General features: G+C 62.4%; 17 protein-coding genes. 5 read left to right on the top strand and 12 right to left on the bottom strand.

The window, feature by feature from the left end; all coding sequences use genetic code 11:
- The first annotated feature begins 325 nt into the window (after nt 1–325).
- The 3 genes from GWG67_RS16190 (at nt 326) to GWG67_RS16180 (ending at nt 4,579) form a co-directional block, all read left to right on the top strand.
- Nucleotides 326–2,242 carry a caspase family protein gene (locus GWG67_RS16190; protein WP_275170285.1) on the top strand — a complete coding sequence of 639 codons (1,917 nt, stop codon included), beginning with the start codon at nt 326–328 and terminating at the stop codon, nt 2,240–2,242.
- Nucleotides 2,243–2,280: 38 nt separating this feature from the next.
- Complete coding sequence (locus GWG67_RS16185) at nt 2,281–3,309, top strand: hypothetical protein (RefSeq protein ID WP_275170284.1); 1,029 nt, start codon at nt 2,281–2,283, stop codon at nt 3,307–3,309.
- A 91-nt stretch (nt 3,310–3,400) separates the two neighbouring features.
- A complete protein-coding gene (locus GWG67_RS16180) occupies nt 3,401–4,579 on the top strand; it encodes a hypothetical protein (RefSeq protein ID WP_275170283.1) in 1,179 nt (392 codons plus the stop codon).
- A 19-nt stretch (nt 4,580–4,598) separates the two neighbouring features.
- On the opposite strand, the gene GWG67_RS16175 is transcribed toward GWG67_RS16180, so the two are convergent.
- From GWG67_RS16175 to GWG67_RS16165, 3 genes are all read right to left on the bottom strand, one after another.
- Entirely contained in the window at nt 4,599–5,066 is a 468-nt protein-coding gene (locus GWG67_RS16175) for a DUF4384 domain-containing protein (RefSeq protein WP_275170282.1), read from the bottom strand.
- Nucleotides 5,067–5,277: 211 nt separating this feature from the next.
- Nucleotides 5,278–7,041, bottom strand: a complete 1,764-nt coding sequence (locus GWG67_RS16170; RefSeq protein WP_275170281.1) for a caspase family protein — start codon at nt 7,039–7,041, stop codon at nt 5,278–5,280.
- A gap of 138 nt (nt 7,042–7,179) precedes the next feature.
- Nucleotides 7,180–8,946, bottom strand: coding sequence for a hypothetical protein (locus GWG67_RS16165; protein ID WP_275170280.1), 1,767 nt, complete (start codon nt 8,944–8,946; stop codon nt 7,180–7,182).
- A gap of 158 nt (nt 8,947–9,104) precedes the next feature.
- Here GWG67_RS16165 and GWG67_RS16160 point away from each other — a divergent pair, with 158 nt between their 5' ends.
- Nucleotides 9,105–9,386, top strand: a complete 282-nt coding sequence (locus tag GWG67_RS16160; RefSeq protein ID WP_275170279.1) for a hypothetical protein — start codon at nt 9,105–9,107, stop codon at nt 9,384–9,386.
- A gap of 51 nt (nt 9,387–9,437) precedes the next feature.
- On the top strand, nt 9,438–10,466 hold the full coding sequence (locus GWG67_RS16155) for a DUF4424 domain-containing protein (protein ID WP_275170278.1): 1,029 nt from the start codon (nt 9,438–9,440) through the stop codon (nt 10,464–10,466).
- A 111-nt stretch (nt 10,467–10,577) separates the two neighbouring features.
- Here the strand turns inward: GWG67_RS16155 and GWG67_RS16150 are convergent, their stop codons facing one another.
- Genes GWG67_RS16150 through GWG67_RS16110 form a run of 9 tightly spaced genes read right to left on the bottom strand, consistent with a single transcriptional unit; the run spans nt 10,578 to nt 24,171 of the window.
- A complete protein-coding gene (locus GWG67_RS16150) occupies nt 10,578–12,383 on the bottom strand; it encodes a serine/threonine-protein kinase (protein ID WP_275170277.1) in 1,806 nt (601 codons plus the stop codon).
- Nucleotides 12,380–13,156 (bottom strand): PP2C family serine/threonine-protein phosphatase, encoded by a 777-nt coding sequence (locus GWG67_RS16145; protein ID WP_275170276.1) that lies wholly within the window; start codon nt 13,154–13,156, stop codon nt 12,380–12,382. The genes GWG67_RS16150 and GWG67_RS16145 overlap by 4 nt, the downstream gene beginning before the upstream one ends.
- Nucleotides 13,157–13,162: 6 nt before the next feature.
- The gene (gene tagF, locus GWG67_RS16140; protein WP_342761039.1) at nt 13,163–13,864 is read right to left on the bottom strand and encodes a type VI secretion system-associated protein TagF; all 702 of its coding nucleotides are present in this window, start codon (nt 13,862–13,864) and stop codon (nt 13,163–13,165) included.
- Nucleotides 13,861–17,400 carry a type VI secretion system membrane subunit TssM gene (gene tssM, locus GWG67_RS16135; RefSeq protein ID WP_275170274.1) on the bottom strand — a complete coding sequence of 1,180 codons (3,540 nt, stop codon included), beginning with the start codon at nt 17,398–17,400 and terminating at the stop codon, nt 13,861–13,863. Before tssM ends, tagF begins: the two co-directional genes overlap by 4 nt.
- Nucleotides 17,401–17,441: 41 nt before the next feature.
- Nucleotides 17,442–18,971 carry a type VI secretion system protein TssL, long form gene (gene tssL / locus GWG67_RS16130; RefSeq protein ID WP_275170273.1) on the bottom strand — a complete coding sequence of 510 codons (1,530 nt, stop codon included), beginning with the start codon at nt 18,969–18,971 and terminating at the stop codon, nt 17,442–17,444.
- On the bottom strand, nt 18,968–20,305 hold the full coding sequence (tssK, locus tag GWG67_RS16125; protein WP_275170272.1) for a type VI secretion system baseplate subunit TssK: 1,338 nt from the start codon (nt 20,303–20,305) through the stop codon (nt 18,968–18,970). The genes tssL and tssK overlap by 4 nt, the downstream gene beginning before the upstream one ends.
- A 48-nt stretch (nt 20,306–20,353) precedes the next feature.
- On the bottom strand, nt 20,354–21,721 hold the full coding sequence (gene tagH, locus GWG67_RS16120) for a type VI secretion system-associated FHA domain protein TagH (RefSeq protein WP_275170271.1): 1,368 nt from the start codon (nt 21,719–21,721) through the stop codon (nt 20,354–20,356).
- A gap of 12 nt (nt 21,722–21,733) precedes the next feature.
- Nucleotides 21,734–22,246 carry a hypothetical protein gene (locus GWG67_RS16115; protein WP_275170270.1) on the bottom strand — a complete coding sequence of 171 codons (513 nt, stop codon included), beginning with the start codon at nt 22,244–22,246 and terminating at the stop codon, nt 21,734–21,736.
- A 56-nt stretch (nt 22,247–22,302) separates the two neighbouring features.
- Complete coding sequence (locus GWG67_RS16110) at nt 22,303–24,171, bottom strand: type VI secretion system tip protein TssI/VgrG (RefSeq protein WP_342761043.1); 1,869 nt, start codon at nt 24,169–24,171, stop codon at nt 22,303–22,305.
- Nucleotides 24,172–24,418: the final 247 nt, after the last annotated feature.

Below are 24,418 nucleotides of genomic sequence, written 5' to 3'. Positions count from 1 at the left end.
CGCCAGCGGAACGCCGATTCTAGGCAAGCCTAGCCCCTTGTACGCTTCAACGAAGCCATCGCACAAGACCAAAAAGTCGTTAAATATCAGCACGTTAAATTACAGCACGCCCCCTATACGCGCCAACCGTGCCCAACGTGCCCGGCACGACAATCGTCTCAGGCCTTTGAACGCATTCACTGAAATGCGCGACAAATTTAGGAATGGATCGGGCTCGAGACTACTCCTAAACGGAGACAAGCGGCCGCCGAGAGCTCATTTTTAAGCATTCTGCGCGGCCACCTCCGTTGACGCTCCCCACTCGGCTGATACTGGACGTTGCGCCATGAGCTTCTGTACGCAAATCAGATTATTCGCCCTTGTCCTCGGCGCCTTGCTGGTCCTGACTGCTGAGCCGGCTTCCGCGACGAAGCGTGTGGCCTTGGTGGTCGGCAATTCCACCTATCAAAACGCACCCCTGCTTCCCAACCCGGCCAACGACGCCGCCGCCATCGCAGCGACGTTGAAAGGCGCAGGGTTTGACGTAGTCGACTCGAGGCTCAATCTCACCGCGACGGACATGAAGCGAGCCCTGAGGGATTTTGCTGATCAAGCACGCGACGCCGACATTGCTCTCGTCTACTACGCAGGCCATGGGATCGAGATCGATGGCACAAACTATCTGATCCCGACCGATGCAAGGCTTGAACGCGATACGGACATTTATGACGAGGCTTTCTCGCTGGACCGTGTGCTGCTGGCGATCGAGCCTGCGAAGCAGCTACGGGTCGTGATCGTCGATGCTTGCCGCAACAATCCTTTTGCCGACACCATGAAGCGAACTGTCGCCTCACGATCGATCAGTCGCGGGCTTGCGAGGGTCGAGCCCACCGTGTCCAATACGCTGATCGCCTTCGCCGCAAAGGCCGGATTGACGGCGCTCGACGGCAATAGCAAGAACAGCCCGTACGCGGCGGCTCTGGTCAAATACATCGCAAAGCCCGGCCTCGATCTGCGCAGGGTCTTCGGCTTTGTCCGCGACGATGTCCTGCAAGCCACAGGAAACCGGCAGGAGCCCTACGTCTACGGCTCGTTGGGAGGCGAGGACGTTGCTCTCGTGCCTAGCGCCAAGAAAGAGGAACCGAAGCCCGCGGCGCAGAATCCCCAGTCCGAGGTCCGCCGTGACTACGAACTGGCGTTGCAACTCAACAACAAGGCCGCCTTGGGCGTATTCCTGAGCCAGCATCCCGAAGGATATTACGCCAGTCTGGCAAAGCTTCAGCTCAACCAGATCGAGGCGGAGGACGCACGGATTGAGGCAACCGAGAAAGCGCGCCAGGCCGAACAGCAGCGCGTTCGGCTGGCTTCCGAAGGCGCCCAGAGCACCGACCAGGAAAGGGCGGCCGCAGACTTGAAGGCCGCGGAGAACGCCCGCATTGCCGCCGAAACGACAAAGCAGGTGGCCCAGCAGCAAGCGACTGATGCCGAGCGGAAGCGGGCCGCCTCCGAGGCATCGATCATCGCTGCACTCAGCCCGAGGTCCGCGACCAAGAATTCCGCCGCAGTTGGTTCGCCTCCGGCGGCTAAGTCCGTCCAGAGCGACGCGATCGCTGCCTTGAGCGACGGGCCGCACCAAGTCGATCTCGCTAGGACCGATGTCCCTCAAGCCGAACTGGCCAAGTCGTTACAGAGCGAATTGAGCCGCGTCGGGTGCTTCACGGGTGCCGTCGATGGCGAATGGAATGCGGCTTCCCAGCGATCGCTGAAGCTCTTCAATCGCCAAGCGGGGACCAAATTCGACACCAAGCTCGCCAGCGTCGATGCGCTCGATGCGATCAAGCTCCGGTCGTCGCGGATCTGTCCGATGATCTGCGACCACGGCTACCGAGCCGACGGCGACCAGTGCAGCAAGATCACTTGCGCCGAGGGCTCGTTCCTCAACGACGACAACGAGTGCGAGAAGCAGCGCGCCGCCAAGCCCGCCAAGCCAGCGACCGCCAAGCCTGCGACCGCAAAGCGTGACGACGGCGACGAGCGTCCCGCACGGCAGCGTCGTCAAGCCGGCGGAGAGGCTGCCGGAGCGGCCGGCGGCTTTGGTGGCGCTGCGGGCATTGCTGCTGCGGCTGGCGCCAGCCGCCGCTCGAGTGGCGGACAGCTATTCTGCAACAACAGCGGCTGTCGCGCGGTCAACCGCGGCTGCCATCTCGAATATCGCGGCGGCGGCGGCCCCGGCAACGATGCCAATGCCGAGGTCTGCAACTAGCGCGCCGCAGAAGAGGTGCCCGAAGCGGAGCGATGTGAGTGACAACGTGTGAACTGGAGCAGAAGGATATCGGCACCTTTCCAGGTGTGACCCTCTTCACCAAACGGCAGGCGCCCGGCATGAGGCCGACGGCGGTCTATCTCCCGCCGAAGCACCTCACGAGCGCCACCAAATTCGACGTCGTGCTCTGGCTGCATGGATTCTATGTCAGGGATCATGAATACCTGTTCCGCAATGATCCCGCGCGCTTGCGCGAACAGGTCCGGGATTCCGGCAGGGACGTTGTGCTTATCGCGCCATTTCTGGGCTACGAATATGCCGTCGGCGACAGCTTTGCCGGCAACTACAGCGTCAAGGATCTGGCCTCCGCCAAATGGGGCGAACGCTACCTCGACGAAATACTGGGGGCTCTTGCCAAGTGGCTGGCTCCTGCTCTCGGAACCGGTCCCGGCTTCGGGACCAAGCTTGGCTCGGAGAGCGTACCCCAACTCCGGATCGGTAAGCTCATCATCGCTTGCCATTCTGGCGGGGGGAACGGCATGCGCAATCTGGTCGGAAGCCTCGGAAAATATCAGCCCAACCTGTCGGCTTGCTGGGGATTTGACTGCCTCTATGGCGCGATGGCACATCCCGATGATGCGATTTTCTGGTACCAATGGTTGTCCGCGCAGAGCACCTGCGCACTCGAGGTCGTCTACGGTCCGTCGACGCTTTCGCAATCGGTGAAGCTGGACTTGCTCGGACGCGGACTAGCAACGCCCGATGGCGATCGTGCTCCATCGCCGCGCCCTGCCCTCAAGAACCTCAATGTGAGCGTAGGTCACTATGACGCATTTCCAGCCTTCGGGCAGATGGTCAGGGTCAATGATCTGGATCCAGCTTACGTGGACCGCTTCATGATTCCGCAGGTCGCCGACCAAGTTCCCCTCGGCCACAAGCCCGCGTCGCATCACGGTGAATTCCTCAAAACGGCGATTTCAAACGTTCGCGACGCTTTTCCTTTTCCGAAAGACATTCATTACATGATCGCCAGGAGCGGTTTCTACGGCCGGTTGAGCAAGCTGTAGACTTTGCGGGAACGGCTGCGGCATCGCGGACTAGCCGGCCAACCGGCCACCTGCTAGCTTCCGCCGTGGCCACGCGAGGAGACCTTCGCAGATGACGGGCAGCCCCTTCGACCCGAACACCGCACCGATGGCCGGCAACATGGGGCAGGACCGCGCCGCGATGCGGGCGGACATGAACAAGGTCGCGCTGAAGCTGCACGAAGCCGGCATTCAGCTCTACGGCTTCTATAAAATCCACAACCTTGTGCCGTACTGGAATCCGCTTGGCTTTGACTTCATGTGCGACAACTGGCGGCAATTGCTCGCTGCCGCCGGCAAGGCGCCGCGGCTCGGTTCTGACCAGATCGACATGCCGGGTTATGACCCGTGGCTGAAGGCAGGCGTCAAGAGCGTCGGCTTCACGCAAACCGGAAAAGCTCCTCACGTGCATCTCGACATTGCGATCGACCGGCCCGGGCTGTGCCGGATCTACATTCTGGAGAAAGATGATGAGCGGCGTCTCGACGCGCTGCGACGGGCCCGGGTCGTTACGGCGAGAGACACCGAAGTGTTCAGAAATATCTACCGGCGGGTGGAGGGTCTTGGTGTCGATCTCGACGAGCACATCGGTTCGCACCTGGAGGCAGGACGGCTCGTGCTCGACGGCATCAATTTCGTCGCCAAGGATCACAACCGGCTTCTCGACGTGCTGACGAATCTGAAATATCCCGCCGGCAACAGTGTTTTTTTTCGTGGAGAACGATCCGGCCGCGGTCATTTCGCCGGCAATGCCTCGTTCCTGGCAACCGAGGGCATCGGCTTTCGGCAAATCTGGCAGACATTTCCGGAAGAAAGACCGGTTGCGACGACCGACCCGCGAACCGGGCCGGCGATTGATCCCAAGGCTTCGGCTCGGTTCGGCGATTCGAAGATCCTGCCCGATCTCACCTCGGTGCACTGTGCCGTCGCGAAGCGGATCTGCAACTTTCACATCGACGAGATGGGCTTTGTGGTCAGGGACAGCAAAGGTACCATCATCGTCGACCCGGACGCGTTGCGGCATATTTTTGTCGAACTGCTCTGGAAAACCGACTTGCAGGGCAAGCTGCCCTTCTGGGCGCTCGACAACGTGAATTTCATGATCCCGAGTTCGCCAACCGATTTCTCCCGCGTCGGAGTCAACGTCGACCTCGCGAAGTTCGGGCGTGTCAACATCGCGCTCAACGGCAGCTGCTCGGTTGACGGCAAGATGGAAACATCCGGCACGCTCACGCTTGGTTTCAAGTTCTGAGCCAGTCGAAGGCCCGGGCTTACTTGATGGAATAAAACTTGACGTCCAGCGACCAATTGTTCGACAGCAGTCTTCCGTTGGCGCTGTCCGGCACACGCAACTCGCTGGTCCAGGCCGCCAGGTAGCTCAACGCGTCGGCCTGGCTCTGCAGCTTGCGCGGGAGATCCGGCAAATCGAGCAATTGCACACGCCGCTCGCTGAGGATCGCAACCATGATTGCCGAGCCGGTCGGGGGGGCAACGACATACTCGAAGCCCCGTTGCCGCGCTGTCGGCGTCGGCACGATGAACTGGACGCCGGGCTTGACAAGATTGATGTCGCGTTCGTCCGACTGCTCCACCAACTCGGGAGTCGGAAAGATCTGGGACATGCGTCCTTCCGCATCCACATCGACCAGAATGAGATAGCCCTTTTTCCTGGAAGTTACGCCGAACGATACCTTGCCGCCGACCTCGACCGTCGGACCCGGCAGGATCTCGAGGGACACGTTCGCGGAATTGCTCTGCACCGCACTGGTCTGTCCGCGCGTGACCTGGATGCGCCAAAGCGATGAAGCGATCGCCGGGCTTGCATGCGGGGATTCCGGGGGCAATGGCGCTGAGTGCGCGGGCCCGCCCGTCAACAGGAGCAGCAACGCGAGGTATATTCGCTCGCGGCGGATCGGCTCCGATCGCAACATGGCTCCCCCGGTCAGACTGTCAGGGAGCACTGAAGAAGCCGACCGAGGCGATCCGCGCGTCCGCTGGCAGGTAACGCTCGAGACTCTTGATCAGTTGCCCCGATGCACGACGCCGATTCAGCTGGATCAGGACGGTCTCAAGGTCGGACATGCGCTGCTGCGAGGTCACCGCGACAATCTGCTCGGCGCCAAAAGGCTCGCCCACCCTGAGCGGCAGCCGCAAGCTCGGCGATTTGGCCAACGGCGCATCCGTACCCACGGGATACAACATCTGGATGGTTCCATCGCCTGACACATTGAACAGCAACAGCGCCCTCGCCGCGACGTCGGACAGTTCAACTTCGATGGTCTGGCCGGCGCGCTGCTGTCGATCGTCCGGCCAAATACGCATCGTCTGGGGTGAACGAGTCGCCATTCGCTTGAGCTCGCGGATGGCCGCGGTGCGATCCACGACCGTCGGCAAATTGGCCACCTCCATCCCGTAAGCGACCACATCGCCCCAGGCGATCACGTCATGAGACACGGGGTCCCAGATCAAGTCGGGATTGTCCGTCGGCTGAACCGCCTGCACGGTGACATCCTTGGTGCTCACGCCCGAGAAATAGCTCATCTTGCCGTCGAGCGCCGCCAGGCGGATTGGCGTTGAAAGACGGATGGGCGCCGGTGCGGTGCCGGCGAGCGCGGTGCCGGTCGGAACTGGATTGCTGGGAGCTGAATTGGGCGCGGCGGCAAGGGTTGGCACCGTCGGAGTCTTCGTCGTGGCAACCGGTGCGGGGGGCGCCTTCCCGTCGGCGGGAACCGTTGCCTGAGCAGTGGCGGTTCTCGGAGCCGGCCCTTGAATGAGCACCACCCCGCGCGTCAGTTCGAACGCGACGTCCGTCTCCGGCGTCTGGGCGGGTGACGATATTGTCACGATGTTCTGGCGCTGGTCTGAAAGCTGATAGACGACCTGGCGAACGTTGGCGAAGAGCTCCTTGAGTGTCACCTTGCCATCGTGATTGATGTCCGCGCTGCCCTCTACGGCCCGCGCCACCGCGTAGCTGAGAGCCCCGCGCAGGCCATCGATCCCGGGGATTCGCACTTCCGGGGCCTTGGTATTGCGATCAACGGCGGCCAGGAACGCGGTGTGATCGAGATCGAGCTCGGACTTCGGATCGTTGCTGTCCGACACCGGTTTTAATTCATCGACCAGCAGCGTGTAGCGAGGCACCTGGCGAAAGCTCATCTCCTCAGCCCGTGGATCGATATCGCGCACCATTCCGCCGCCGTGGCAGGTGTCCGCGACGAAAATCACCTTCGCACCGCGCAGTTCGAACTGCCGGATGAAGTGGTTGAACTCGCTCCCCAGAATACGTTCGACCGATCCAGTCGGCGTGGTTTCGAAGCCTGGCAGCAGGAACACGTTCTCCATGCCGTCCGGCTCCGAGCCCTTGATGCGCTCCGGCTCCTGCGTGCCGTGACCAGCGATCGACAGAAAGACGAGATCGTTGTTCCTTGTCCGCTCCACCATCGCGCTGATTTCGCGCAGCACGCTCGCCCTGTCCGCTTGAGCATTGGTCAGCTCGACGATGTCGCCAACCCCCATCGTCTTTAGGCTGGAGACGATATCGGCGGCGTCGGCGACCGCCCCCTTCAGCTTGCGGACGTGTTGATAATCATCAATGCCGATCACGAGCCCACGCACGGCACCGCCATCCGGATTGCCGATCGAAAGCGCTTCCGCCGCCCGAGCATGCTGCAGCGGCAGGCCGACCATCGCGGCGAGCGCGATGGCGACGCACAAGCGGCCGAACCTGTGGTCAAATCCTCTGGAGCTTCGCATCCCTGATCCACCTCGATGTCATGCAGGCCGCCCCGGAACCAGACTGTCGGATCGAGGCGGTAGTTCATAGTCATCTGTAGCGCCGAGGACACCGGGGGTTCAGCGCTTCTTGGTCGCCGGCTTGTTGGTCGCGGCTTTGGCAGCCGTCGATTTGCGTCCCATCGGCGCATCGTCCTCTTGATAGGCGTCCGCCGAGACCGTCGCGTGGTCATCCGCGAAGGCACGGAAACGGACCGGATTGTAGCCACGTGCCAGCAGGCTCGCCAACGGATAGACGTTGCGGCAGACGCGTCCATTGCATCCACCGGTCGAGGATTCCATCACCTCCGCCTTGCGATCGGGCGTGAACCGCAGGAATAACATCACATGGGAGCCCGGCTTGTTGAGCGCATCGCCAGGCTTGAGGTCCCAGGGATTCGACACGGGCGTCGCGATCGCCGGGATGGCGGCGGTCGTGTAGTGGACCGAGAGTCCCCAGGCGGCGCTGACGAACGCCGAACAGTCAACGCCCGCCGCGTCCGGCCGCGGCGCGTTCCGGGTGCAGACGTTGCCTGCCAGCGTCCCGCTCTCGATCCGCTGCCGGAAGTTTGCAAGCGAACCGTGGCAGCCCCAGCAATAGGGTACGCCGCGCACCTCCTGGTTCACCTTGCCCTGTAGATACCACGGCCGGCGAATGCGGTTGAAGCCGCTGCACTGGTTATCCGGATCGTTGCCATAGTTCGCCTGCGTCAGCTTCCACTGCACGCCTTCGAATGCGAACGCGGTCTCGATCGCCTGCTGACGATTGGACGGCCGGACCGCGGCAGGCGCGCTGAACTTGACGTCGTGGCCGGGCCGGCCCTCGGGGCCCAGGGCCGGCTTCGCTGAGGTCCGCGACGGCCGCACGTCGATGACCGACACGTTGCCCAGCGGTTTGAAGCCAACGCCAACCACTTCGACACCGTCTGGCTTGGTTCGCAGGAAATAGACATCGCCATCACCCGAGACGGTGACGAACCGCCTTGTCAGCGGGGTGTTCTCGAGTGGCAGTTCGTAGATTCCTTCGAGACGACCGTTCGCGGCATAGCGTGCGACGAAGGTCGAGGCGTTCTTCCCCGACGGCGGGATGTCCTCGGCCAGCACATAGAAGCGGTCGCTGTTGTCAATCTCGAGAAATTCGACCGTGCCGAGCTGGTCGCGCACGCGCAGACCGAGCGCGCCAATGCTCTCGTTCGTGACCATGGTCTGGATCTCGATCCGTACGCTGGAATTGCCCTTGTCCGGGAGGATGTCGGCGATCACCGAGCCCTTGCTGCGGGACGCGATGTATTGCCGATCGGGCTGCCGCCCCTGCCCGATGACGGCCGCGCGCGTGTTCTGGTCGAGTAGGTCGGTTGCGCTGCCTGGCGGCTGCGATCCCATCTGGGCGAAGGCGGAGGCGGCGACCTGATCGTCCACTCCGCGGCTTGAGACCTCCTCGAGCTGGATCTCGTCGCCGAGCCCACGCGTGGACTGGTGAGCCGCTGCCTTCAACGTGCGCACGCCGCCGTCCCAAACCATGATGTCGTCGTTGTGAACGACAAGGTCGGTCGGCTGGACATCCTTCGGCATCTTCAGGACGTCCGGGGCGGAGTTCGGTTGTTTGGGATCGAACTCGAGAATGCGGCCGTTGATCTGGTCGAGCACGAACAGGTTGCCCTGCCCGTCGGCGCTGAGCGCTTGGGGGCCCCCCAGTTCCACGTCCTCGCTGGCGGGAACGATGCCTACCATCGAGGGCGCCGAACCGCCGGCGAAGCTGCGCACGACCGTATCCTCGGCGTGCGCCACGGCGGCGAAAATGCCGGCACCGGCGATGAAGACCCAAGTCCAGCAAAATCGACGAAACATATTCGCCTCAGTGTACCCCGAACCGATCGTCGCGCCGGACCGACTAATCCGAGATGCCGTGAATGCGGCGCGTCAATTAGTGGTGACCAATCTCGATCCCGTTCAATTCTATCACTGGACGGTGATAGTCCGAATTCTTCAGCTTGCGGTGCAAATCCATGACAAGGAATAGATTTGAACAGGTCAACGAAGTCCAGCCCGACGCCATCACGCTGGTCCTGAAAGGCGACAATGACAGCGCCACTGGATCGGTCGTGATGCCGGCCGCTGCAAGCGGCGGGCGGCTGTCAAATGACCAGGTCAGCGCCCCGTTGCCTGCCCAGGATGCCTTTCGCGGCGCGATCCGGCTTGCCAATGACGTCAAGCTCGCGATCGTGGTGTGGGATCCGGACGGCGTCTGGAAGTCCGAATGGGGCGAGCTTTACCAGGCCCTCGACTAATCCATTGCCGGGCGGAACCGGCAGACGTTGCCACGCCATATGGAGACTAGCATGGTGAATGAACCACCGCCCCGGCCTTCGTTCCGGCCGCTGGCCCTGATGGCCGCGTTGATGGTTGCAACCGCTTGGCCGGCACGGGCCAACGACTCGGCTGCCGAATTGTCGATTGGCGGGCTGCAGTTCGTTCGCACCAACGATGTGGCCATGGAGAGCGAGGATCTGCGTATCGCTCTCGACAAGGTCAGCGTTCGGTATCAGTTCGCCAACATCACCAATAAGCCGGTTACGCTGACTGTGGCCTTTCCGCTGCCCGACATCGACCTGTCGGAAGCCGACAATATTGCTCTGCCGTCGAACGACCCGGTGAACTTCGTCGACTTCGAGACCAAGGTCGACGGCAGCCCGGCGCCGCTGACCATCGATCAGCGCGCCATGATCGGCGACAAGGATGTCAGCGCGCAGCTCCGCCAGTTCAAGCTGCCGCTGCTGCCCATCGGCAGCCGGGAGATCCGGGTAGCCGACCTGCCCGCAACAATCCGGACGCGGCTGGTGGACGATGGGCTCTTGATGCCTGCCGGCATGAGCGACAACGGTCGGCAGCAATATGCACCCGGCTGGGTCACCAGGACCTCCGCCGTGCGTCAGCAGGTGTTCCCGCCCGCGCGCACCGTCGTCGTTGAACATCAGTACCGGCCGAGCGTCGGCTCCAGCGCAGACACTATCCTGCGCGCGAGCCTGCGCCGCAGCAGCGCGCTTAGCCCGGAGGTCGCGCGTTATCGGAAGGAATATTGCGTCACGGATGCATTCCTCGCCGAGCTTGATAAGCGCGCAGGCGACGGCCAGGCCAATAGCGCGAAGCTGCAGGAGCGGCGCATATCATACGTGCTGAAGACCGGCGCCAACTGGGCAGGTCCGATCCGATCGTTCAAGCTGACCATCGAAGCCGGCGGCAGCGACCGCCTGGTCAGCTTCTGTCAAGGTCGGCTCAAGGCATCGTCTGCGGGGGGCACGCCTGAATATACGGCAGGCGACTTCAAACCGGATACCGACCTGAAGATCCTGGTGATCGGAAAATTCTAATCCGCGATCATATTGGGACGAACTGCCATCGCGCTTTAGCTTGTCGATTGAGCATGATCCCAGCGGAAAACTGCTTCAAACTTTTCCCGGATCATGCTCTGGGCGCGCTGATCAGTTCGTGAGCAACACGTAGCGTGCCGCCGCGGTGATCGCCACATGGTTGCGCTGGGAATCGCTCAACGCCTGCAGGAAGAATGTATCAGCGGCTGTCGGTCGCGGCTGGCGCAACGAGTCAAGAACCTTTGGCGTGGCCACAGCCAGCAGCAGTTGCGGACCGTTCGCGCGCGGTGCCGGGAGTGTGAACGAAAGCGAGTCGATCCCCGGCTTCAAAAGGTAGGACAAGCTCTGCACCTCGCCGCGGTCCGAAACCATGAGCAGCTCCACTACGCGGTTCGCGAAGTTCTCGATGGTGCCATTGAGGGTTTCGCCTCCCTTTAGCTCCGTCGCCGACAAGGTGATGCGCGGCACCCGCGTCTGATCGCTCCCGAGCTGGCTCAGGAACTTGACGGCGGGGCACTGTGCCTCGGTCACCTGCCTGACACCAACTGACGCCTCAAATCCCTGGTCCCGCCTGAAAGCTTTGTCGAACGTATCGAACGGAGCCGTCGAAGCACCAAAACCTTCGATCACCGCGGCGGTCTGACTAACCGCAACCGGCAAGATGAAGAAGCAGTCGCCGCCGGAATATTGGGCCACGTATTTGCGGATGCGGTCGGCTCGAGCCGGCCCATCGCTGGGCTGAGTGGGTGTCCCCGTGGGCGGTGGCGACAGCTTCGCCGTCTCCTGACGTTCGGGCTTTGGCGGGGGTTCAGCCTTCGTCGGCGACATCGTTCCCGCAAGCTTCGGAGGCGGCGGCAAAGTGGGCACGCCGGGCGCCGACCGGACCAGCTCGAATAAAGCATACCCGCCCCCGCCGAGCACAAGCAACACCGCTGCCACGCTCACACCGAGCCAGGCGGCGCGCCGCCTTGGAGCGGTCGATGGCGCCATGTCCTGTCGCACCTGCGCGGCACTTTCGGGCCGCGCCAGCGGATCGAAGCCGGACAACGGTGCGGTGGATGTGCGAGCCAAACCGGTCGGCGTCCAGCTGGCGACTTCCGCCATGGTTGGACGCAACGCCGGATCGGGCTGCAGCATCTGCTCCAGCAAAGGCCTGATGCGCATGTCTACCGCACCGAGATCGGGTACGCGCCGGCGCTTCTCAACCAGCTGAAACTGGCTCCCGCCCATGTCGAGCTTCTGTCCCGTCAGCGCATGAAACAGCACGAGGCCAAAGCTGTAGACGTCGGATTTGGCGGTCACCTCATTGCCGTACAGCCCGACCTGTTCCGGCGACGCGTAATTGTCCTTGCCGGCAAAGCCTGAGCCGATAATAGTCTTTTCACCCATCTGGGTCGATCGCGCGATACCGAAATCGATGATCTTGGCGCGCCTCACATCATCGAGCGGGACGATGATGTTGTCCGGAGAGACGTCGCGATGGATGATGCCATGCTCGTGGGCGGCATCCAGCCCGGACGCGACACGCTGCATCAGCTTCACCAGCGCCTCGAAGGTCAACGGGCCTTCGTCGAGCATGTTCGACAGCGAGCGGCCGTTCACGAACTCCATCGCGAGATATGGCCGCTGCAGCACAGGCTCTACCGTGAACAGGAAATAGCGAACGATCGCATCGTGCGGAAGATTGTGGAGTGCCGCCGCCTCGCGCCGGAACAGCGCAAGCGCCGCCTCGTTTTCGACCATGTCGGGCAACAGCATCTTCACGGCAACCGGCGATCCGGTCTGGATCTCACGGCACTTGTAGACCTCGCCCATCCCGCCCGCACCGATCACCGCTTCGATCTCGTAGATGCCGTTGAGCCGGGTGCCGGGCGGCACACCGCGATAGTTCGACCGGAACGGATCGTTGGAGTTCATGCTTGCGGCTCCCGATCCAGGGGCGTTCTCGTCGGCTCCGAGGATCGAGGCGTCAGCAGCCGCACCACTACGATCGTCACGTTGTCGAGCCCTCCTCGGTCCAGAGCCAAAGTAAGCATATCATCGCAAGCCGCCTGCGCGCGCTGCATGGCTGCATACTGCAGGATCTCGTCGTCCTGCACATGCCTGGTCAGGCCGTCGCTGCAGATCACAAAGACATCTTCCGGCTCGGCCGGACCTGTCACGACCTCGAACTCCGGATCGTCGGCGACGCCGACTGCCCGGGTGATCGCATTGCTCGGCCAGTCCTTGACGTCCTCGCGCGACACCGCACCGCCGGCAATCAGTTCCTCCAGCTCGCTGTGATCATGAGACACCTGGTTGATGCCGCTGCGGTTGATCAGGTACACCCGGCTGTCGCCTGCCCATATACAGGCATAATAGCCGTCGCGCACGAGCAGAACCGCCGCCGTGGTGCCGACGGTTGCGCCCTGCCGTTCCCGGCTGAGCGTCAGTATCTCCTGGTTCGCCCGGAACAGCCGCTCCTCGCACTCCGCCAGAAAGTCGGCGGCGGAATCCGTCATGCCTATTGCATCGAGCGACTGCACCACGATGCGGCTCGCGAGATCGCCGGCCTCGTGGCCCCCCATGCCGTCTGCGACCGCCCACATGCCGACATCGGTCCGGACCAGGCAGGAATCTTCGTTACGCGTCCGCACCCGTCCTGCATGGGTGACGCTGCCAACATCGAACAAGGATGCGACTTGTACCATCGCGCGTCACCCGGTCCCGGATTCTGTACGGCCGAGATCGCCGGTCAGCAGTGTGGAATAGTGAAACGGATCCGGCAATCCGCGACAAGCCAGCGCCATTGACGGAAAGCCTTCCCCACCGGCGGTCCACCAGAAACTGGCAGCGGCATGAATCTGCGGATTTGCGGCAGCAAGCGTGGTGAACGACTGGGCGAACGCGCCGACGTCTGAAAGCGCTGCCACCCCCGTTGCGCCCAATGCGGTCACGTCCGATCCATTGGAGAGCGATGGCTGTAGTCGCGGCAGCGAAAGACGATCCAGCGAATCCGAGATCTGCTCGAACGTTGCGGCGCGGTCCAGGGTCGAGAGCAGAAAGGCCTCCGCCTTGGCGAACCATTCATCCTGCGGGTCGATGCCTGGCGGCGGCAACAAGGCGATCTCGTCGCTCACCGCATGCAGCGTCAACGGATAGTATCGTCCCACCCCATCGAGCGAAGGCATGATCGCCCCTGTCACCGTGGTGCCGCAGATCGCCGCGCCGAGCCAGAAGCGCCACACCGGCGCAGTGAGGAAGGCCTGCTGCCAGCCCGAGCCAAGCTGATGGCGACTTGCAGACAGCCCAGCCTGCACCCACGGCTCCCAGGCTTCCAGGAAGCTGCGCGGCGTTGCGATCGCGATGAAATCGCGTTTGGCGCCGATCTTGCCGAATAGTCCGCAACGCATGGTCATATTCCGGTCGGGCAACGAAACTCGCGGAGCACGGACAGGTTGAGGGGATTGCGCAACGATCCGGTCGAAATCTGATAGTTGAGCTCCCGCCCGGCGACGATGAAAGTCGCACTGGCGCTTTCCGCCTTCACAGCCAAAGAGCCCGCCTCCAGCATCCGGAACAACGACCAGGGGCCGATGCGCTCGAGAATGGATGGCGCTCCGGTATCGTTGCTCACCGAAATCGCGGTTCGCGGCGATGGGCCCGGCCAGAGCACGGTGGTCGGTGGGTTGCTTTGCGGTTGCGGTGGCGGAGGTTGCGCGCCGCCGAACATCGGCGAGGCGGTCGGCGCGCCCGGCGTGATCGGGCTCGCTATTGTAGTACCGCCGATCTCCGTCTTCACCGTCACGCCGGGTCCGGATGCGCCCGGCGGCCGGATCGCGAACGATACTGCAGGCACGCTGCCGCCGGTCTGGAAGAAAGCATCACGGATATAGGCCGCGTTCTGGAACTGCTTCAGCGTGTCGGAGGAGAACGATCGTCCGACGGGACTTTCCTTTCGCCAAGCCCAGTCCGATTTCGAGGTGTCGGCGTAAGGCGCGAGGTACTGGGTAAAAAACTTGTCCATGACGCCGTTCGGACTGAACACCTTGGCAAAGTCGGCGAGCGGGACCTCTTGATTGCTACCGCGGACGAACGGGTAGCGATTGCTCACCGTCTGCTGGCAGACCGGCGTGACCTGATCGCGCAAGGTCTGCAGAATCTGTCCGGCCGTCGAGGCCGCGATGTTGCCTTCAAACTCGGCAGCCGCCGCGCGCAACATGTCGGAGAACGGCGGCGGCATGCGGGAGGCATTATTGCGCAGGGCTGCGACCTGGGTCTGAAGCGAAGCGGTCGCCTGCGCGGTCAATTGTGGATTCTCGATCATCAGCGTCAGGTTCTGCGCAATATCGTTCAGGTTGGCGATGGTCGAGTCGATCGGACGGTGCGTGCTGTCGCCTTCCAGCACCGCATGATAGGGCTTGAACTGCGCTTCGATTGTCGCCCCGGGCGGTCCATCCTGGGCGTTGGTGAAAAGAGCCGGTGCCGGCGCGGCCGCGGCAGGCGCCGCTGCGTTCGCCGGCTTCGGCCGTTCCTTGGTCAGCACCGTCTCGTCGCGCACCGATTCCAGGATTTGCCGCATCGGTGAGGTTGGCGCGGAAAGAGCCCTCAGCACCTCGTATTTCGGCTTGTCGGCGAGCAGTTTTTTCAGACGCAAGCTGCCCAGTGCGGTTCGCCACGTCGTGACAAATTCGTTGGAATAAATATTCAAGAGGTCGCCGGCGAGTTTGTCGTACTGCTGGTCGATGGCCGATTGCTGGCCGGCATCGCCCAGCACCCAGCGCTCCTTCTTCATACGCTCCGACAATCCCGGCAGTTTCGCGACGAAGTTTTGCTCGAAGCCGCTATACGTAAAGAACTGGGGCACCCGCACAGCGTCCAGACGCTGCCCCGTCGTCGTTTCGAACACGATGGCCATATCAGGACCACCGCGCCGGGCGGCGATCCAGTCGCCTGCGGTTGATGACCGCGCCTCGGATTTCAGGAACTCGTACGCGCGCTGCGACACGCTGAGGCGCGCGAGCGAGTTCTGCGCCTGCTTGATCAGCCGGCCGTCGAGCTGGACAAGCGGCGGCTGCTCCGTCTCGAGGTCGAACATCGCGGTGAGATTCTCATCGAGCAAGCGCCGTCCCTCCGCGTTGGTTGCACCGGGATAGAGGTTGTCCTGCCAGTCGCGCTGCATCCAGGAGCGGATCAGCTCGCGGTCCGGCGACTGCAGGCCGCCGAGCATCAGGTAGACCTTGAGCGCCTCGTAAACGAACGCGGGCTCGTTGATGCGTGCATTGAGCTGCTCCTCCAGGCGATACAGCAGGCGCGGCCGGAACATGCGTTCGAGCGCGGCGTGATAGGCGGCCTTGGAGGGCGACAGCAGGCGTCGATGCTGGCTGAGGCCGTAGCGGGCCGACAGGGGCACCGCCTCGTTGCGCAATCCGTAGCCTGCGGGCGCGTTGCGCAGCCGATAGAGCAGCGGCAACACCTTGTCGAGATCGTGGTCGTCGATCAGCGTCTGCTTGATGAGCGGCGCCCCGGCGGCTGCATATTCGCTGTCCGCCTGCAGGCTCTGCTCGATCAGGTCGGAATTGCGCTTGTAGCTCGTCAACCACGCCGCGATCAGCCCGATCGAGACAAGGCCGATCAAGGACAGCGCCGCGGTCTTGATGATCAGCGCGCGGCGGACCGCAGCACGATCAGTCGAGACCCAGTCAGCCTCACCGATGATGACTTTGGAAATGAGATCGGCAAGGAAGTAGCTCTTGCCCGTTCCTGAATAGGATCCGGAACCGACCTCCTCGGCGCCGAACGTGCGCGCAAGCGACCCGATCAACTGGTCGATCGGCGTCCCCTGCTGGGTACCCGAGGTGAAGTAGAACCCGCGCAGGTTCGCATTAACGTGATAGCGCGTCGGCTCGAATATCTGGTTGAGGAAGTCGTGGATCTGGGGCTTGAGGCGCGCCATCTGCGCGGGGAAACCAAACAATTGGACGCGGTGTTGCGGCGTCGGTTCGTCCTGCAGACGATCAAGCGTCTCCTCGCTCAGGCGCTCCAGCAGACGGTCAAACTCGACCGGAATCTGTCCCACCAGATTCTGGGTCTTGTCGGCGGTCTGGAACGTGGCGCCCCAGACCTGACGGCGACCGGCCTCGCCGAGATAGGCGAAATATTCGGTGAAGCCGGCGACCAGATCGGTTTTGGTGAAGAGGGCATAGACCGGGAAGCTGACCTTGAGCCTCTGATGCAGTTCGAGCAGGCGCATCCTGACGGCGTCGGCGTGAAGCGCGAGTTCCTGCTTCGGCAGCATCAGCACATCCTCGACACTGATGGCGACGAGAACGCCGTTGATCGGCTGGCGCGACCTGCTTTTTTTCAGGATGTCGAGAAAAGCCAGCCAGCTTTCCTTGTCAGCCTTGCTGTTGGAGTCCTGGGTCGTGTAGCGGCCGGCGGTGTCGATCAGCACGGCCTCTTCGGTAAACCACCAATCGCAGTAGCGTGTACCGCCGACCCCCGCGATCGCCGCCGGCGTTGCCCCGCGTGCAAGCGGAAATTTGAGCCCGGAATTCACCAGCGCTGTGGTCTTGCCGGCGCCGGGTGGCCCGATGATGACGTACCAGGGCAGATCGTAGAGGTAGCCCGACTTGTTTCCGCTTGCGGTCTTCAGCGTCACGAGCGCATCCTTCATGCGCTCTTTGAGCACCGGTTCGTCGCTGACAGGCTGATCGGACGCGCTGATCCCGTCGGCGATCTTCTCGGCGTTCTTGCGTCGCTTGAAGTAGCTGAAGCCGCCGATGCCAGCCGCCGCCGTGGTGAGCAGCAGAATTGCGATCTGGCGGATAATGTGGTTCTCGAGTGGGTGCCAGTCGCCAAATGCGATGAAGGGACCGGCGAAATAGATCACGCAGCCGAGCGAGCTGAGCCCAACTCCGTAAAGAATGATGCGGATAATATCCTTGGCGAGCATTGACCGGTACCTGTCGCAAACAGCGTGAGCTGTGGTGGCAGCTATTCGCTGCGTTCAATAAAGATTTCGACACGCCGGTTCTTGGCGCGTCCTTCAGGTGTCGTGTTGGGAGCGATCGGCGCGTCCGCGCCCTTGCCCTCGACGTCGACACGCGAACCATCCGTCAGGCCGGGCTTCAGCGCCGCGGCGACCGCCTTGGAGCGCTCGACCGACAATTCGAAGTTCGACGGGAAGCGCACGGTGCGGATCGGCGAACTGTCGGTATGGCCGACAACCCGGATTCGCCCCGGCTCCTTGTCGAGGGTTGCAGCGACCCGGACCGCAATCGGCTTGAAGCCGTCGAGGATGGTGGCCTGGCCCGACGAGAACAGTGCGAGGTCACAGACCCTGATCACGATGAAGCTCGCGGTCTGGTCCGCGGTCATGGCGCAGGCGGTATTCTCCTTGGCGAGCGCGTTGCGGATGCGCTGCAACTGGGTGATGCGGTCCGGCTGTGGTGGCGGAGGCGGTGGTGATGGCGGCGGCGGCGCGATCACCTTGCGTTTGAGCTCGATCGGATCAGTTGGATGCAGGGCCAGCGCCACCTCGGCGGCATTCTCTGACCGGCCGGCCAGCAGTGTGCGCAAGACGAAATAAGAGCCCGTCAGCAGCGCGGCGGCCACGGCCGCTACCAGCCAAACCGGAACACGGAGGCGCTGCCGGCGAGCCGCCAGCGCCTGCCCCCGCCAGTTCGGCGACAGGTCGCTCATCGTCTTGGGACGGACCCGGCGCAGCGTTTCATACAGGTTGCGCTGGATCACCTGTAGGTTGGCGAGCCCACCCGTCGATGTGCGGTGAATGCCCTGGAAGCCGAGCGCGAGGCAGGCATGCTGCAATTCGAGCACCGGATAATTGACCAGCGGATCAACCTTCAAATGGTCAAGGATCTCGAAGAAGCGGACACCGCCCACCCGCTCGCCGAAGAACCGGCTCAACATCGAGTATTGCGTCCAGACGTGGCGCTCCTCGGTCGGGATATGCTGCACGATATCGTCGGCGGTGGCGCACAGGATATATTTTGCCGTATTGGCCTGGTGCTCGGAGATGCCCGCCGAACGGATGTCCTTCTCGAAGAATTTTATGGCATCGGCCACTTGTTCCATCAGACTTGCGAATGAAGCGCGCATAAGCGCCACCCGCAAGCGGCCCAGCAGTTGCAGCAAGGGCCCTGCGGCGCGCATCACCGGATTGGCGTTCGGCGCGACCAGATCGTCGACGCGCAGAGGCGGTCCGGGCGGCAGCATCGCTTGCTGCGCGGAGGGTTGCGTCGGGGTCGATATCCATTCCTCCGACGGGTGGCTGGTTGGTGCGGCGGCGTAGCTCGGGCCTTGCGGAACCGGGGAAAACGATGACGACGGTGCGGCGCCGGGAGACGGCACGGGCGACGGCGAATAGGCAGGGCGTGCCGCAGGCCCTTCTCCCGCCGGCGGCTGGGCGGCAGGCGCCGGCGGCAATTTCCCGCCGGGATTGGGACGGATGATCGTCCGCTCCCCCCGACCGAATGGATTGACCGGCTTGTCCCTGTCGCTCATGGCCTATCTTCCAGGATCGCCCAAAGGTACAGTTCAAGCTCCGGCCAGTCGCCGGAGAAGTGCATCCCGATCGAGGCCGCCGTGCTGAACTCGGGCCACAGCGGCGACTTGCGATCGAGATAGAAATAGACGTGATCGGTGATGGCCCGGATGTGCGGCGGCGGGGTCGGCAAGTGCACCAACGTCAACCCCGGCAAGTTGGCGTGCACGATCTCGTTCATCTTGGTGTTCGGGCCGACCTTGAACAGATGCGGGAAATCGTTCTGGATTTCCACGAGCGGCCGCCGTGCCGCAACTTCGAGCACCAAGGTCGCATTCCGGAATAGCGCCCGATCGCGGATCGGCGACACGAATGCATTCTGTGCACGCTCGATGATCTCAAGGCGGATCGCCCGCCGGCCAAGCCGCGCGCTCAGGAAGTCCTGGATGTCGCTTACCAAGGGGGTGAAAATGTTTTCGAGGTCATCATGATCGTATGCCCGATAGTTGCGTGCGCGGCGTTCCGGCGTGGCAAACGTCGCAAGCTCACCGGCGAACCTCAGCAACTCCTCGTACAGCCGTTCGGGATGAATACTTCCGGAGCGCTGAAAATGGGTCAGCACGGGAATGGTGCGGTTGAGGACCTGCAGCACCAGATAGTCCACGCTCTGCAATCCGCCTCCGGACGATGGATCGACCGCGTAGCGTGCGAGCTCATCGAGCTTGGTCTCGACCCAGCCGATGATGCGATTGAGCCAGCCCTCGATGATCGGATGTGCGGCGCAGACCAGCATCGGCGGCACGAACTTGTCATCGAACAGCACGTTCTTGTCACGCACCTCCAGAATGCGCGCGATGCCGAGGCCCATGTATCCTGGCTTGCTGGTCTTGCGCAATTCGAATGACAACCGCGGATAGGCGATGTCGATCTCTTCCTCGATGCGCAGCGTGGAGGTCGAGTCGATGAAAGTCTCCGAAGTGCGAACATAGCGGCTGGCGCTGTCGGTCCGATCTTCGTCCACTTCGCGCGTGTTCGGTGCGGCGACGGGCATCATCAGCCAAACGATCTGGCCGGCAGCCGAATCCGGCACCTCTATCGCGTCCGGGATCGGGCTGTCCGCTGGGATGTCGAATGGCGTGCCATCTGGCATGACGCCGGAGGCGTTGCGCACCGCAAATTTACTCTGTTCAGTGAGGTCCGTGTTGATCTCGAGCTGGGCAAATCCCCAAGGGTATGGCGTCGTGTAACGAACGCGCTTTTCCAGCAAGTGCTCGACATAGCGATCATTCTGCTGCAAATGGTGCGGCCGCAGAAACAGACCTTCCGACCAGAAAACCTTGCTGTACCAAGACATTCCTACATCCACATTAGCAATGTCGGCGACCGGACGGCCGCCGCTAGTTCACTTTGCACCGCTTTTGTCGGAGCGGTCGTAATAGTCGGAGAAATACAGCATAAAGGTATCGATCGGCGCGCTGTTGTCGCGGCCGAGATGCGCCTTCCAGCGCGTCATGAACTCATCCCACAATTTGCTCTTGTTCGAACCGAGCCAGGATTTGGCCCCGCGCTGAAGCTCGAGCTCGCGCGCAATGAGGGTCGGATCGATGCCGGTGATGAGCTCGTGAACGGCGTGCTGCATCGCCATGTACGTCTTCAACTGATGTGATTTGAGGTCGCTGAAACCCTGCGCAAAGGCGCGTTGCGCGTCGAGATAGCTCCTCGTCTTGGGCCCGAACAAAATCCGCATTGCATCTTCCGAGGTGGGCGAGAATTTCAGCGGGTTGTTCTCAATCGCCTGAACGGTGGTCTGGCTGGTGCTGCGCGTCAGCTGCTTGGCCTGAGTTCGCGCTTGCAGCAGCGCCATCAGATTGTCCACGGTCATGCGCAAGATGCTACCAAGCTGTCCGGCGAGCTCGGCATCGGTCGTGTTCGCAAAGAAATTGTCGGGCAATCCGGCGGCGCGTGCCACCAGCCGCGCGAAGTCGGCACCGCCGGCCGTCATGGCGGGCGCCGGCGTTTCGTCCATCGCCTGCGCCGGTCGCGACGGCTCGACATATGGCGGTGGCGGCGGCTGGACGGGCGCCGCTTCAGCATCGGCCCACACCGAGGGCCGGCGCGGGGTCGGCATCGCGGGCGGCGGTTCGATGGGGGCTTTCGGTGCGGCGACCGGGCCGTCGGCCCAGCTCATGTCGTCCTGCGCGGAAGACAGGTACGGCGACGTCGGCGGTGGTCGTCGAAAGGGATCCACGCCCGGCGACGGGACGCTCGCCGCCCAATCCAGAAACTCCGGATTGACGGGTCGCGCCGCCTCGCGCGGCTTCTTCAATTGCTGCGGATCGATGGGCGGCGGTACGTCGCGATCGGCCGCCCACAATTCCTGATAATCGGCATGTTGCTGGACGAGAGGAACGTGCTGCTGTGCCTCGCGGTCCTGCGGATGCCCGCCCGCCTCATCCTCCAGTGAAACCCCGATGATGTAGTGGCCAATGGTGAGCCGGTCTCCGTCACGCAGCCGGTGCGGTGCCCGCATTCGCTGGTCGGCGCCATTGAGAAAGGTGCCGTTCGTCGAGACGTCATGCAGCCAATAGCCGCCATCGCGAAAATGCACCTCGCAATGCTTTCCGGAGATCGTCCGAGCCGGATCAGGCAACGTCCAGTCAAGATGACGGTCACGGCCAATATCGACCGAGCGCCTGCCGGTGACCGTAAATGATACAGGGCCACCGTCCGGAAGGTTCGATTCGTTCTCGATATTGAAGCGAAGCACCATCTCTTCGTCTCGTTAGCGCGGCGGGCGCGGTTCGCCGCGTGCCAACTGAATACCATCCTCTAGGCATGCCGTCATTATCCGGTCCCGGGACTCGCGGGGGAGCCGGCAAAGGGCGATCAGCAGGGCCGCGCGTACCGCGCGTGCAGCTTGATCGGGCTTGGCCTCGACCGGCGCAAATTCCGCCGGGACCACGCTTCCGCCAGACCATCCGGCCGCCAGCGCAAGCCATGTCGCCGGCTGTTCCGGATCGTTGGCGTTGCCGACGGCCAACGCCTTGTTCCGGGACTGCTCGTCGGGCTGCCTGACCCAGGCCTCGACGTAGTTCAGCGACCTGGCGTCGTTGGCATCGAAATGGTCGAACATCCGCCGTAACGAGCGGCATCCCCAGGCAACGGCGACGCGCCGGGGCAGCAGATAAGCGCAGAAGGAGACGGCCCCGTTCCAATTGCACGCATCGGTGGCGTCCTGCAGGAAATCGAGTGAAGGCATGTCGGGCTCGGCCCTGCCGACGTCATGGCGCGCCATTGGGTAGGCCTGAAAGAGATCCCGCACCGCACCGAACCTAACTTGGCTCATAGCACTCAACCGACAAGGGTTGGCAGGCCGTGGGCACCCAGCGGGCCCCCGGCTGTTAGCGCCATGGCTCCCTGCGCCGTCATCGCGATGGTCGGCGCGTTGATGACGATGCCCCCAGGCGTCAGGATAATCTGGCTGGGGCCGACCTGCAGCGTGATGTTGACGTTGGCCATGAGCGTGATGGTTAGGCCTGCGGTGACCGACTGATCCATCGCCATACTGATATGCTGACCGCCCAACTCGATATCGAGCTTGTCGTTGCCATTGACGAGGGTCGTCTTGCGGGTGTCGCCGCCGAGCGCGGCTTCGCCGATGGTCCGCGTCTCGGTGTCGCGGACCGTCACGTCATGGTCTTTCTCGGCATGCACCGTGATCTTCTCGGAGCCCTTCTTGTCCTCGAAATTCCACTCATTGTAGCCGCCGCCGCCCTTGGTCGAATCGGACTTCAATCCCGCGATCGTCTTCTTAGACGGCAGGTCATAGGGCAGCTTGTACTCGTCGTTATAGACGGTGCCGATGATCAGGGGCCGGTCCGGATCGCCTTCCAGAAATTCGACGACCACTTCCTGTCCGACGCGCGGAATGATCTGACCGCCCCATTTCTTGCCGGACCAGACCTGAGCAACGCGCAACCGGCAAGACCGCTTTTTCTTCCGGTCCCAGAAAAACCGTACATAGATTTCGCCGAGGTTTTCGACGTCGATCTCCTCGCTCGAATTGTCGTCCTTGGTTACCACCTTGGCGGTCTGGACACCATTAATCCTTGGCTTCGGCGTCAACATCGGCGCCCGGAACGGACGGTCGCTCGGCAAGAACTCGTAGCTCCCGAAATAGACGTGCTGACCGGCGTCGCTGGGACCACCCGTGCGGTAAGATTCGATCGAGAACGAATGGGTGGCTCGTACCACCAGATATTCGACGTTCTGCGAGTCCTTGTGATGCTTCTCGAGTTTAGTCAATCCACCGGGGAACAGGTTGACTGCATCACCGTTGCCGCGGCGCCGCCGGTCCATGGCTTGCTCGGACTGAAGCTGGATCTTCGCGTAGCGCTCGCCGTCGGATTTTTCCTTGAACTTCCCCGGATAGTCGTAAAATTCCATTTCTGATCGGGAGTAATGCTCGTTGCCCTTGGCGTCGCTGATCATCTGCGCGTTGGGCTTCTGGTAATTGTAATCGTTGAGCTCGACCTTGCCGGTCCGAAACCTGCGCTCCGAGACCCATTCGTAGATGTGTTGCTCGCCTCGCCGGTCGGCACCCGTCAGCGGTATGTATGGGATCGAGGCGAGTCCATTGATCGGACTGTGCGACGATTTTGAGTCCGCCAGTACCAGCGTGTGCTTGCCGCCCTCGTGCTTGAAGAAGTAGTAGATGCCGTGCTGCTCCATCAATCGGCAAACGAAATTCAGATCGGTTTCGCGGTACTGAACGCAATATTCGAGCTTCGGACAGGAACCTTCCTCGGTCAGCTTCGATTCGTAGTCGGTGAAGCCGCGATCGTTGAAGACCTCCTTGATGATGTCGGGCGCCTTCTTGTCCTGGAATATCCGGCAATCGGTGGTTCGCGATAGCAGCCATAACCAGGGCCGAAGCACGATTCTGTAGCTGAAATAGTCGTTCTTCACCCCAAGCCATTGCGCTTCGGTGAGAATGCCGCTGAACTCGCGCTCCTTCTCATGAAGCTTTATCTTCAGCGTGCACTGCTGACCGATTGCGCGGTCGAAGTCGAGATCGGCGTCCTCACTGAGACATTCGATACGATACTCGAAGAGTTCGCTGAGACCTTCCGAAGCCTCGTATCCGACGAAAACCAGAACGTCCTTGCCGAGTGGCGTCTTGAGCTCGCAGAGGCGGGTATCTTGGGTAAGCTGGCCCATGTGGGCGTTAAACTCCCTCGTCGGCCGCATGATCGGCTCCAAAGAGCAGATCAGACGGTCATGCAAGAACCACGGACATCTGGCCGCTGCTGGCAGGCCGGTAAGTCCGTCCGGGGTTGGCATCCTGACGCGCCACAGCAGCCGTACAGAACCACCCAGGCCTTCAAGTAGTCGCCTCCAAGAGCTTGCTGGTTCACGCGAAACTGTCATGATCACCGGGAATGAACCGGGACCGCCAGGCATCTGA

Source organism: Bradyrhizobium sp. CSS354, from assembly GCF_029051725.1.
Lineage (GTDB): Bacteria > Pseudomonadota > Alphaproteobacteria > Rhizobiales > Xanthobacteraceae > Bradyrhizobium.
This window is presented reverse-complemented; position numbering and strand designations above follow the sequence as displayed.